The sequence below is a fragment of the Phyllobacterium zundukense genome (assembly GCF_025452195.1).
GTDB classification, from domain to species: domain Bacteria; phylum Pseudomonadota; class Alphaproteobacteria; order Rhizobiales; family Rhizobiaceae; genus Phyllobacterium; species Phyllobacterium zundukense_A.
In genome coordinates this window covers 24,073-37,065 of sequence record NZ_CP104969.1, presented here as the reverse complement: position 1 = coordinate 37,065, position 12,993 = coordinate 24,073, and the positions used below count along the sequence as shown (strand labels likewise).

Genomic DNA, 12,993 nt, shown 5'->3' with positions numbered 1-12,993 from the left:
GCGTGCCCTGCCCTTCGGCCGGGCACGCTTCTTCCGATGTGAATGAAAGGGCAGCGTGTTGAACCTCGACCATTCGACGGATATTGCAGGCGATACCGAGAGCATTTCAATCTCGCGTCTCTGTGCAGATGTGGCCGTCGTGATCTGGGACCTTCCGGCTTCCATACGGGCGTCAACGAAATGTACGCTGGAGACACCGGAACCGCTCGTTCCGCTCATCAGCTTGAACATTCCCCTTGGAACCGGCGGCCAGCGTATTCTCTGGGCCGTGCGCACCAAGGACGAGCCGATTCGTCTCACCCTATCGGCTGGTGCACTCGGGCCGACCGAGCAGGCTGTTCTTTATCCGGCAGTTGAGCTTGGCTCTTTCGATGTGGACCGCGCCGTCGATAATCTCTCGGCTGCCGGACATATCAAGCTGCTCAATAATATGCTGAGCACATGGCGCAGTGCCTTTCGCCTGTCGCAGAATCCCATTTTTGCCAGCGTTGTTCGCGAAATCACCTTGGCGTTGACGCCAGAGCCGCGGCAAGTGCGCGGCTGTGGTCAGCCGATTGATGGCCAGCACCTGTTGGAAAGCGCACTGGATCCGGACCTTGGCGATGTTACTGCCATCTATGCAATCAGCGCCAATTCCATAACTACGCTGCCGACGAAACTGGGTCTGGGGCGCCAAACCAAAAATGGCTGGCAGTCGTGCCATCTCCTTGTGGAATCCGCCCGCGCATTACCGCAATCGTTGCACTTTGTGTTTTCGGGGAAAAACGGTATCGCCGTCCGCAAATTATCCGACAGCGATGGCCAGCCTGATTTTGCCAAGTGGTGGCCAAAGCGGCAGAACGATATGGAATTGCGCGAATTCCTCGTGCGTCAACTGGCACTGACCCCAGGTCCTGGCGTTGCTATTGCTATCGATATGCAGATGCGCGCGCCGTTGCCCGTTCGCCAGATCGCAAAGTCAGGAACGCAGCCTGCGGCTGAAATCGATCTCGCGATCGCACTAGATGGTGGCCTGCTCGTTGGCGGTTGGACTCACGATCCCGCAGCGATGTTAGCCCGTATCGAATATCTTTCGGAAGATGGAAGCGCTCTGCCCCTCCAGCCCAATTTCTACAAGTTTCCCGGCAAGACGGGCGAACGCGGAGATGGACTTGGCGCCGACGTCACGGGTTTTGTCGCCTGGCTGCCACAAACCAAAAATCTTGGACCATTGCTGCAGCCGCGCTTTCAGATGCGGCTCGTCTCCGGTGCAACCGCGATGCTGGTGCCGCCAATGCAGCCGTTTGAACCATCGGCACAGCGTAACCGCATTTTGCGGGCGGTACCGCCGCAGCACGCCCGTAGCCAGGTATTCGAAAACATCCTTGCGCCGGCCCTGAAAGAGGTCGAACAAAAGCTCGGCCAAACAGTGAAAATTGCGGATATCAAGGAATACGGCGTGGGACCGGCAACCCCCCTGATCTCGATCGTAATCCCCCTCTATCGCAACCTCGACTTTTTGCGCTTCCAGCTTTCGGCCATGGCGACCGATCCTTGGCTTGTAGAGAATGCAGAGGTAATCTTTGTGCTCGATTCTCCTGAAATCCAGGACGACACAGAGCACATGCTCGGCGGACTGCATATCCTGCATGATTTGCCGATGAAGCTTGCCACCATGAATCGCAACAGCGGCTACGCCCGTGCCTGCAACGCCGGTGCGAGTCTTGCGACAGGCACCATGCTGGTAATGTTGAATTCCGACGTTGTCCCCTGCGGTTCGGGCTGGCTGGACACACTCACCCGGCCCTTGTTCGAAGAGAAGAAGCTGGGTGCGATCGGGCCGAAACTGCTTTTCGAGGACGGCTCCCTGCAGCATGCGGGGCTGTACTTTGCCCGCGACCAGCGCGGCGTCTGGCTCAATCACCATTTTTACAAAGGCATGCCTGGCTACTATTCGCCGGCTCAGGTTGCGCGGACAGTGCCGGGCGTGACCGGCGCTTGCCTCGTTACCCGCAAGGACATTTATGATCTGGTCGGCGGGTTCACCGAGGACTACGTCATCGGAGACTACGAGGATAGCGACCTATGCCTGAAAATCCGGCAGATCGGTTTCCAGGTGGCTTACGAGCCGAATGTTGCTCTCTACCACTTCGAACGCCGATCTATCCGTCGAAGCAGCGACTACATGCGCGGTCTCGCGAGCCAATATAATTCCTGGCTGCATACACAGCGCTGGGATGACGACATTGCTGAATTAATGACGACCTATCTCGATGAAGCGGTACCCGATCAACTGAACGGGGACACTGTCACTTCTTTCGTCAAGGAAAAGTCTGAAAGGAGCGCCGCTTGACTGAGGTTATTGCACTCAAGACAGCTTTTACCGAACCTGCCCCCGCTTTCAATAACGATCACGTTGAATGGCTGATAGAAGCCGTCCTGCGCAACCGGTTTCTACCCTGTCCTGACCCGGATAGCATTTTCGTCGGAGACGGCAATTTCCAGGCCGTTGGCGCAGAGTTCCTCGGTCATTTCATCCGCAAGGGCGGTTTGCGGCCGGATAGCCGGGTGCTCGATATCGGTTGTGGTATCGGGCGCATGGCTGTCCCGCTGACCCAGTATCTCGACTTTGTAAAAGGCAGCTATTGCGGCATCGATCCGGTTGCCGGCGGCATCAACTGGTGCCGGCAGATGATCAGCCCGGTCTATTCCAACTTCGAATTCCGCCATCTGGATATTGCCCACTCGCTGTATAATCCGAAGGGTGCGATCGACGGGCTTGAACTCGTTTTGCCATATGAAGACCGGCAGTTCGATTTCATCATCATGACGTCTGTCGTCACCCATCTGCCTGATGAAGAGGTGAGCGCCTATCTGCGCGAGGTAGAACGGGTTCTTGCGCCGGGTGGCCGCCTGTTCATGACATGCTTCGTCGTTGATAAGGTCGCTTCTGAGAATCCATTGAAAAAGCGTGATGTGCGGCTCGGATTTCAGCGTTACGATGAAGGTCCGTGCTGGTTCGTTCCAGAGTTGCCGCCGCTGGCTGCCGTGGGTTTCGACGATGGATTTCTGGATGGTGCGCTAACGCGTGCCGGTTTGTCGATTACAACCAAGTCATTCGGTCACTGGCGCGGTGTCCCTTCGGATCATTATCAGGATCTGTTTGTGGCCGAACTCGATAGGGGCGGTCGATGACCCGTGTACTCGTCGCTGCACACAATCATCCGGCTTTGCACCCAGGCGGCACGGAAATATTCGCCCACGACCTTTTCCGTGCCTATCAGCGGGCCGGATGTGAAGCGCTCTTTCTCGGCGCGACCAATCATATTCACCGTGAGGCACGACCGGGAACGAGCTTCCAGAGCATCGGCACCAAGGGCGATGAAATTTTGCTGTGGTCGGGGCACTTCGACCGGTTTTTCATGAGCCAGGTCGATCTCTATGGCATCGTTCCGGACATCGTGGAACTCCTGCGAGATTTCCGGCCGGATGTCGTGCATTTGCATCATCTCCTGCTGTTGGGCGCGGAGTTTCCCCATATTGTCCGCCGCACCTTGCCCGAATGCCGGATCGTCATGACGCTGCATGATTATTATCCGATCTGTCACCACGATGGTTTGATGGTACGCACAACAAACAAGGAACTATGCCACGGTGCTAGTCCGGACCGGTGCCACGGCTGTTTCAAGGAAATTGCCCTCGACAAGTTCGTGCTGCGTGAACGCCATCTGAAATCTTTATTGAGTGCTGTCGATGGCTTTGTGTCGCCGAGCGAATTCCTCAAGCAGCGCTATGTCGATTGGGGCATTTCCGAACACCTGATCAGCGTGATCCCCAATGGTCAGCCCGAACGGGCTGAAGTCAAGAGGCGAGAGGTCACACAGCGTACCAAGCCGATTTTTGGCTATTTCGGCAATCTCAATCCGTGGAAAGGTGCGACTGTCCTGCTCGAAGCAGCAAAGCAGCTGATTTCCGAGGGTTTCGAATTCGAGCTGCGGGTCCATGGAGCGGCGCCGTTTCAGAGCGAAAGTTTCGTTGCCGATATAGATCGCCTCTTCGCTGAAACGTCACCCACCGTACAGCGCCGCGGCGCTTACCGGCGCGAAGATATCGCTGGTCTGATCGCCACAGTCGATTGCGCGATCATGCCTTCGATCTGGTGGGAAAATGCACCGCTGGTGATCCAGGAAGCGCAGGGCCAGGATTGCCCGGTGATCACGAGCAATATCGGTGGGATGGCCGAGATGATTGAAGACGGCGTCAACGGGCTGACCGTCCCGCCTAATGACCCCATGGCGCTGGCGGTCGCCATCCGACGTATCGCTGAAGATCCTGACTTACACCAGAGTCTTGTCCTTGGGGCTCGCCACCCCGACACAATCGACATGACGGCTGTGCGTTATCTCGATTTGATCGGGACGCTGCGTCCGGCACATGTCGAAGCAGCCTGAGAGGACCATTATGTCAATAATCACAAATGTGTCGGCACAGGCGCCAATTCAGCCGGGTGCCGTTCCCCAACAGGACAATACGCAGGCCAAAAAAATGGAACCGACAAAAGGACGGGTCGACGCTATCGATGACGGCCGTTTGTTCGGTTGGGCTTTCGATCCTGCCGCGCCGACCAAGAGACTGACTATTCGCGTGCTTCTGGATGGCAAGCCTATCGCAGAAGCTGTGGCCGACAAGGACCGCCCGGATTTGAAGCGTTCCGGTATCGGCGATGGCGGGCATGCATTCGATGTGATGTTGCCGCAATTCGCTGCGATGCGCGCTGGTGAACTGGTGGTCGTTGCCATAAACGGCGCAGGTGTCGAACAAGCGTTACGCGTACCAAAGCCTGATGAACAGGCCGCCGAAGCCCTGATCGCTGCGCCGATGACGCGTATTCTCGACAAGCTCGATATGTTGATGGCGGCACAGCGCCAATTGCAGGTCAACCAGCGCTCGTTGCAGCGCATTGCGCCGGTCATTGATGGATCCGGCGGCAGCACTGCAGTCGACGCCGCCGATGTGAGCAATTCGATTGAAAATCTCCGCGGTGACGTCAACCAGCGCCTGACGGAACTTGATGTTCATCTGATGCGAATGGACGGCGTCGTAGCAGGTCTGGAAAAGCGCATGGAGTCACTGCAAAAACGCTCCGGTGGCGACGTTAAGCCGTTGATTCTGCTTTTGTTCGTTCTCGTAGGCTTTGCCGCCGGGGCTATTCTGTCAATGTCAGTCATGCCTTGATCATGGAGCAGGTTTGAATGCTTCGAGACGACAAAAACGTTTTGCCGATAAAGACCGGAAAAGCCGCGGAGCGCCTCCCCGTGGTGATGCAAGGCGAGACCGTGGTTGGTTGTCCCATTGACGACACGCTTGTTCTTGTACTCGGCATCGGCAGCCTGACTTTCGAACAGGCCACGGTGTTTCTCAATGGCGATCCCGCCATGAGCGTCAAGGTGACACTTGTAAGCTGGCCGCTGAAGGATGCGTCTCCTGCCGGTACCCACGGGTTTGTGGCGATTGTTCCGACCAATATTCTGCGCCGTGGCGCGTTGAAGACGATTATGTTCCAGCACAAGGCAAACGTGACGCGTTATGCTTTTGCCAGCCGCGCCGCCTCGACTGGCGAGCTGATCGCCATGATCACAGACCTTGCCGGTTCCAGCTTGCCTTCAGTCATTGACGGACTCGTTGAAGGCCTGATTTCTGGACCGATCGGCCGCAAGAAGCTCTCCGCGATTACCGTCCTTTTGCAAGCGGGCGCACGTTCCGACGGTTGCATCGAACTGATCGGCGGCAGCGACGAGGGCGAGATTTTTGTGCAAGGCTGGGCGCAGGACCTGACGCCTTCCGTCACACGGCTTCTGATCAGCGGTCGGTCGCCTTCACTTGCCGAATGTGCGATCAGTGTTTTCGCACGGCCGGATCTAAACGAACAATCATCAGGTTTTGCTGGACTGTTGCTCGCTAATGAAATCGTCGAGCCGAACGACATCGAACGTCTTTTGTTTCGGGGGCGTCGCGGCTGGCGCTTCACCGAGGTTTACGACCGCCGTATGATTGCGGGCGCGCGCGAGACGCCCAACCACGTGCGAGCGATTTTGCCTCGCGTTCGCAGCTCGACCGAGATTCTCCTTCGTATGCGCTCGGCTGCCAATCGCTTCGATGGAACCGAGACGATCTCCAGCCTGCCCTTCCCGGTGCGCATGGGCATCGACCACGTGTTTCGTGTCGAGGGTAGCGGTCTGCTTGTCTCCGGTTGGTTGCTCGATCCCGACAATCATGTAGGCGATGTTAAATTGCGCCGGCATCGCGGCGAGACGCAACTTGACGCAAACTGGACACGTATCGACAGGCCTGATGTTACCCGGGAATTTGACAATAAGCCGCCTTTCAACGCTGGGCTTGATCCCAATCGCCACGCGCACGGGTTCGTTGCCTTCGCACCCGAACTCGATGGGGACAGCTCTGCACCGTTCTATGTGGAGCTTGGTCTGAGCGATGGGCGGCGCGCATTCATGCCTTTGACGCCGACGCGTATCACGTCGCGTGATGCGGTGGTCCGTCAGATTCGCGCTATCGACCCGAACGCTTGGGCGCTACGGCATATCGTCGATCAACAACTCGTGCCGCTATTGCGTGGCGTGAACCGCCCTGCCCCTGAAATTTTTGGTGTGGTCGATCTCGGCTCGTTCGAGGACGTCCTTGGACCGGCGCTGATTATTGGTGTTGATGAGCGCGTAGAAGAGATCGCGCCGCTCATTGCCTTGCTCGCCCTCGACCCCGAAACGCGTCGGGCACCCATCGTTATTGCAGCGGCGACAGAGATTGTCGATCGCATCGGGGTGCAGGTGCGGCGGCTTGCCGATTTCTACGGTCTGCATCTGCGCCTCGTTTCGGCTAGTGGATCGGAAGATCTTTATGATGCTCTGGAGGTGGGCGCCCGGGCTGTTTCCACCGAGACGGTCGTTTTTCTCGCCGCCTCGCTGCTTCCGCGCAATCCTGGCTGGTTCAGCAAGTTGCTGGCAGCCTATGAAGCGCGCAAGGAATGCGTCCTCTCCCCCACTCTTGCCTACGAAGATGATTCGATCCGTTGGGCTGGAACATGGGTTGCGGGCGCACAATCCGACCGTGCCCTGATCAGCCGTTATGCCGGTTATCCCATTGATGCCGTAACTGGAATGGTAACGACGGAGGTAGCGACCGCGACATTCGAATGTTGCGTGATGCCGCGAGAGGCGTTGTTTTCTGTCGACGGGTTTACGCGCGGATATCTTGGTACGCATGAAAAAGGCCTCGACCTCGGTCTGAAGCTCAAGCAATCCGGACTGAAATCCTACTGGCTGCCATCAGCCCAGATGCTGGGCTCCGACGACATTTCCGTTGCAGACAAGGCGTCAACTATCGCGCTCATCGAGCGTATCGACCGCCAGGTCTTCGATGCGCGCTGGGCAAACATTCTTACAAAAGATCGCGTGACAACGACGGAGGCAGCGGTATGACCGAACAACTCCGGGTATTGGTGATTTCGCATGCGCATCCGAGCATCTCCCTCGGCGGTGGAGAGATCGCATCTTACAATCTGCACAAAGGGCTGAATACGTTGCCCGGCGTGCAATCCGTGTATCTGGCGCGGGCAAGTCATCCAATACCGCGCCATGGAACGACGGCGCTGATGAGTATGCGCCGCAGCAGCGATGAGATTCTTTTTCACGCGGACGAATACGACCACTTCTATCTGTCGAACAACAACACCGATGAAATTCGCCGCGATCTTTTGCGCTTTGTCGGCGATCTCAACCCGCATGTCGTGCATTTTCATCACGTGATGGGACTAGGCCTCGAAACGCTTTACGCCATCCGCGAGGCCCTGCCCGATACGGCGATCCTCGTGACGTTCCATGAATATCTGTCGATCTGCAACAATGACGGTCAGATGGTAAAAGCCGGTTCGTCGAAGCTCTGCAATGAGGCATCGCCGATCGACTGTCACGCCTGTTTTCCCGACGTTCCTCCCGCGCGCTTTCTGAAACGCGAACGTTTTGTCCGCGGAATGCTTGAACTTGCTGACGCCTTCGTTGCTCCGAGTGTGTTTCTTGCCCGGAAATACGCGGAATGGGGTCTCGATCCGGACAAGTTGCACGTGATCGAGAACGGCATCTCGATTGAAAGCGTGACGCCGCCAAGAGAGCTGACGGGCCCAAAACCGCGCCGCAACCGTTTTGCCTATTTCGGACAGATGACACCTTATAAGGGCATAGATGTCCTCGTTGACGCGGTGTCCCGTGTACCGGAAGAGACGTGGGGTGCGGATTCCCGCTTGATGATTTTCGGCGGCAATCTCGAAAAACAGCCGCGCGAATTTCAGGAACGTATGGAAAAGCTAATCGGAGAGGCCGGCTCGCGGGTGCGCTTCTACGGTGCCTATCAGAACGCTGAAATGCCACGCCTGATGCAATCGGTCGACTGGGTCGTGATGCCTTCAATCTGGTGGGAGAATTCGCCGATTGTCATTCAGGAAGCATTGCATCATCGCCGCCCGATCATCTGCTCCAATATTGGCGGGATGGCCGAAAAAGTACGCGATGGCGAAGATGGCCTGCATTTCCGTGTTCGTAGCGCCGAAGATCTTGCCGACCGTTTTACAGAGGTATTGTGTGATCCATTGATTTGGGACCGTCTTCATCATAGTGCCCGCCGGCCGACGAATTACATCGACTGTGCCGAAGAGCACGTAGCTCTCTATGGCGACCTGCTCAAATCTGGCCAGCAAGAGCCAATCAACATAGCCGCAAGGACCGATGTCGTTCTTTCGCAAGCAAGCTGATTTCGCCAGCTTTCAACGCCACGAGAAGGAAACCCCATGGCACGTGTACTGGTAATGATCCCATCGGGCGAGGTCTACGATCACGACAGTGTTCGCTGGTATCAGCACAGCAATGTGCAGCGTAGTATCAATCACTACCATAATATCGGCGACGCTTTTGTCTTCGATTCGTCGTTGAAATTGATGAACTACGAAAAGCAGGCTGAATTGCCGATCATGAATGCGAACATGGATCACATCGATCGCCTGCGGGAGGAATATGACTACGTCATTCTTCGCGGCTCGAACTATGTTCACCAGCACATGGACTGGACCGATGCCATCCCGGTGCTGAAGCGGCTCGGTTTACCGGTGATTGCCTTTGGCATAGGGGCTCAAGCTCCAGTCGAAGGCCAATTGGAACTCTCCGAGCAAACGAAGACAGTTCTGAAGGTGATAGCGGACTCAACGATTTCGGTCGGTGTGCGTGGAGCTTATTCTGCACAGGTCATGAACGATATCGGCATTAAGAACGTTCGCATCATTGGCTGTCCGACCGCATTTCGCCGCAACGATCCCGAGATGCGGATAAACCTGCCACGGCTTGATGAGGTGCAAAATATCGGGATCACCATCCGGCGTGAGGTCTCACCGACCTACGCTCAGGATATAGAGCGTTACCTGACGTTTCATCGCGATCTCGTCAAGGAAATGGCAGGTCGCTTCGATGCGACCCTGATGGCCCAGGGTGAAGTTGAAGAAAAAAAACTGGTTTTCGGGACAGATGACCAGAAGGAAGAAGCGATTGCAGCTCTGAAAGCAAACAAATGGGCTTCCGACTGGTATCTGGATGAGACGGTTGAAAAGCTCTACCGCGAGCGCATTTTCTACTCCGATGTCGTCGCCGATTATGAGAGCCTCGTCCGGACAAAAGAACTCGTTCTCGGTTATCGGCTGCACGGCAATCTCATGGCCTTGGCCAATGGTGTGCCTTCCATCTATTTCACCTATGACAGCCGCACCGTCGAGTTTGCAGAGACCTATCAAATTCCGAGTTTCGATGTATTCAGCGGCGGGAAGTTCAGGCTGGAGGATTATTGGGACCAGTCGCTCTTCGACAAATACAATCGGGCCTGGTACCGGACCTATGGCGAAATGTACCGGTTTCTGACGGAAAACGGTGTGGATCACAAAATGGTGGAGACGGATAAGCAGGTGCCAGATTCGGTTCGCCGGGTTGCATGATACCAGCGCGACTTTCATGGGGGGAACGCAGCAGGGTTGGGGAGGTCTAACCAGAATTCGCTAATTGGCAAAAGCCAGATCCTTACAAACAATCCCTCAAACAGAATTTCAGGAGTTTCCCCAATGACCGTTCTTGTTACAGGTGGTGCAGGCTATATAGGCAGCCATATGGTGCTCGCATTGAAAGACGCGGGACGATCCGTTGTCGTGCTCGATGATCTGAGCTGCGGTTTTTCCTGGTTGGTGCCCGAAGACGTCCCGTTCATCGAGGGCGATGTCGGCGATCAGGCGCTCGTGCGCGATGTGATCCGCACGCACGGAGTGACCGCGATCCTGCATTTTGCCGGCTCTATCGTTGTGCCGGATTCCGTGCGCGAGCCGCTTTTCTATTACCGTAACAACACGGTGCAGTCGCGCGCGTTGATCGAGGCGGCTATCGCCGAAGGTATCGAGCATTTCATTTTTTCGTCCACAGCCGCCGTCTATGGCGAGCCCGAGAAGACGCCAATGACCGAAGAAATGCCCCATCAACCGATTTCGCCCTATGGCACGTCAAAACTGATGACGGAGTGGATGTTGCGCGACGCGGCAGCCGCTCATCCGGATTTCAACTATGTTGCGCTGCGCTATTTCAACGTGGCCGGCGCCGATCCACAACTGCGTTCCGGACAGTCGTTTCCGCGCGCAACCCACCTGATCAAGATCGCCAGCCAGGCTGCGACGGGCGAACGCTCTCATATCGAGGTTTACGGCACGGACTACCCGACAGCCGACGGAACCTGTATCCGCGATTATATTCACGTCAGCGATCTGGCTCAGGCGCATCTCTGTGCGCTCAATTACCTGGAAGCTGGCGGCAAAAGCACTTCCGCCAATTGCGGATATGGTTATGGCTACTCCGTGCTTAAGATCATCGACGCGGTCAAGCGCGTGTCGGGTGTTGATTTTTCTGTGCGCATGGCGCCCCGACGTGCCGGTGATCCGGCTATTCTGGTGGCTGGTAATGATCGGGTCTGCAAGGAATTTGGTTTCTCACCCAAGCGTGCCGATCTTGACCTGATCGTTGGGGATGCTCTTGCTTGGGAACGAAAACTGCAATCGTTGAGAGCGGATGACGCGCCGGGAAAGCTCATTGCCGTCTAGCCATTTCCATGGGTACAGCAGCGACGACGTTCGAAACGCCGGCGCTGCTATAGTAACAGGCAACACGCCGGTAAATACTTTGAATTTTGAAATAAATTACTTTCACAATGATTGTAAGTTACGTGAAGAATAAAAACGCACGCGATCAAATATTTTAGTGTTGCGCTGCAATATATTTATGTGACAAGCTTCATCAATCTGCCATTCTATTTGTATAGAGACACGGTTCAGCGCCTGTGGTTGGTCAAGGATTAGGGAAATGACGGTTCAGACTTCGTACAAGCTTTCGCCGGTTGCGAAATCTTTGAGAGAAATTGACTTGCTGAAGGAACCGATCCTGCTTCGCATGGGCATTGACTATGACGAGCTGCCCGAGGGCCTATCGAAAGCTATAAAAATTCTGGGTTTCGAAGGTGTCAAGGATGACGCGGCAATGTTGTCGGATGCATCCGGCAGGAAATTCGAGATGCATGAGGCGCCCCTGTGCACGCTGGCTGTTCTCATCAATCCCGTTCATCGGGGCCGGGAAAAGCGACTACTAGACTGGTTGAAAAGCCGTGGTGTAGTCGACGAACCAACTGTTTTTGAATGGCATGCCGGGCGGGAGATTGAGACGGCAGGTTTGATTATTCAGAAGCTCGCGAGCTTAGTGGTGTTCGAAGCGAGGAAAATCACGCAGTCAAATCGCGAATTGCTTGCCTTGCGCACTTTGAATGACAATCTGCAGAATAGGTTTGCTGCTGTCGAGAGTTTTGTCGACAGGCAGGGGTTGCAACCCTTCGACCTCGCCTTCTCAAACGAGCCGGTCCGCAGTTCGTCGCGTTCCAACGTTCTGGCCGATGCGTCATTCGAAGGGGTATCGCAAATCCTTCCAGTCGCCAGTGCAGGCGTCAGCGCCGTTGCCATCCATTTCGAACGTCTGATGCAACGCGGCGACGCCACTCTGCATGCCCAGTTGGTCACGCTGGAAGACATGTGTGTTGTCGAGAGTTGGGTAGTGCCGCTTTCAAGACTTGGTCAGGGCTGGAACTATCTCGGCCTCTCGCGCACGCTTGCCGGCTTGCGGCGAACGCTGAGCCTGCGCCTTCGTATCGAGAGCATGGACGATGAAATGCCACTGTTGTCACTTGGCGGACTTCAGCCGCTCGACATGTTTCAGGTTCGAGACGCGGCAAACGACACACCGCTGCTGAAGAACAGCCTTGCCATGCAGATATGGTGCGGCATGCCAGGAGTTCTGCTTCCGAGCTGGGCGAACTATTTGCCGGCTCAATCCCAGGACACAAGAGACGGCGGCTTTCGGGAAATGCCGATGGCAACCGGCATTCTCGAACTGGCGGACCTGTCCAACACGGACGAGATCTCGTTCGATTTCGCGGCCATCCTTCCTCTGCCCGAAGAAAGAGCCATTGGCTGTCATCCGCCATCAACCGGTATAACGATCGGCCATATACCGGCTGCCTGCCCACCCAATATCCTGCGCATCTCGTCCAGTGCAGTCATCGATAATGAAGAATCGAAGGATGTTGATTTCGCCCTGGTAATTGCGAGCGACATTCGTACTGCGCGTCAGCTATTAGATGAGCAACGGACACCCGGCGCCGGAGAAGGATTTTCAGGTTGGGTTAGTGTTGCGCCGGGTGAAGAGCCGCGGCTCAACGCCTTCATTACCGAGCAGGTTGGCGTGTGGCAAAACATCTACATCGCTACCCGAATGAAGGACAATCCGGGAGACAACGCTTTCGCCTGGGCGAAATTCCGCAACATCAGCCTCATGGTCAACGGATAATTTTCATGCTGGACCAGATCAGCCGTCTCCGAGAACAGAT

Annotated in this window: 9 protein-coding genes; all 9 read left to right on the top strand. The window is 55.9% G+C overall.

From position 1 onward, the window contains the following. Positions 1-58 precede the first annotated feature (58 nt). The 9 genes from N8E88_RS00160 (at position 59) to N8E88_RS00120 (ending at position 12,953) form a co-directional block, all read left to right on the top strand. The gene (locus N8E88_RS00160) at positions 59-2,332 is read left to right on the top strand and encodes a glycosyltransferase family 2 protein (protein WP_410010506.1); all 2,274 of its coding nucleotides are present in this window, start codon (positions 59-61) and stop codon (positions 2,330-2,332) included. Then, positions 2,329-3,174 carry a class I SAM-dependent methyltransferase gene (locus N8E88_RS00155; RefSeq protein WP_262290488.1) on the top strand — a complete coding sequence of 282 codons (846 nt, stop codon included), beginning with the start codon at positions 2,329-2,331 and terminating at the stop codon, positions 3,172-3,174. The genes N8E88_RS00160 and N8E88_RS00155 overlap by 4 nt, the downstream gene beginning before the upstream one ends. After that, on the top strand, positions 3,171-4,430 hold the full coding sequence (locus N8E88_RS00150; protein ID WP_262290487.1) for a glycosyltransferase family 4 protein: 1,260 nt from the start codon (positions 3,171-3,173) through the stop codon (positions 4,428-4,430). Before N8E88_RS00155 ends, N8E88_RS00150 begins: the two co-directional genes overlap by 4 nt. Positions 4,431-4,440: 10 nt before the next feature. Next, the gene (locus N8E88_RS00145; RefSeq protein ID WP_410010499.1) at positions 4,441-5,214 is read left to right on the top strand and encodes a hypothetical protein; all 774 of its coding nucleotides are present in this window, start codon (positions 4,441-4,443) and stop codon (positions 5,212-5,214) included. Between the two features lie 17 nt (positions 5,215-5,231). After that, positions 5,232-7,472, top strand: coding sequence for a hypothetical protein (locus N8E88_RS00140; protein WP_262290486.1), 2,241 nt, complete (start codon positions 5,232-5,234; stop codon positions 7,470-7,472). Then, complete coding sequence (locus N8E88_RS00135; RefSeq protein ID WP_262290485.1) at positions 7,469-8,797, top strand: glycosyltransferase family 4 protein; 1,329 nt, start codon at positions 7,469-7,471, stop codon at positions 8,795-8,797. The genes N8E88_RS00140 and N8E88_RS00135 overlap by 4 nt, the downstream gene beginning before the upstream one ends. Positions 8,798-8,833: 36 nt before the next feature. Next, positions 8,834-10,021, top strand: coding sequence for a polysaccharide pyruvyl transferase family protein (locus N8E88_RS00130; protein ID WP_262290484.1), 1,188 nt, complete (start codon positions 8,834-8,836; stop codon positions 10,019-10,021). Positions 10,022-10,144: 123 nt separating this feature from the next. Next, on the top strand, positions 10,145-11,164 hold the full coding sequence (galE, locus tag N8E88_RS00125; protein ID WP_262290483.1) for a UDP-glucose 4-epimerase GalE: 1,020 nt from the start codon (positions 10,145-10,147) through the stop codon (positions 11,162-11,164). 259 nt (positions 11,165-11,423) lie between these two features. After that, positions 11,424-12,953 (top strand): DUF6212 domain-containing protein, encoded by a 1,530-nt coding sequence (locus N8E88_RS00120; RefSeq protein ID WP_262290482.1) that lies wholly within the window; start codon positions 11,424-11,426, stop codon positions 12,951-12,953. Positions 12,954-12,993 lie beyond the last annotated feature (40 nt).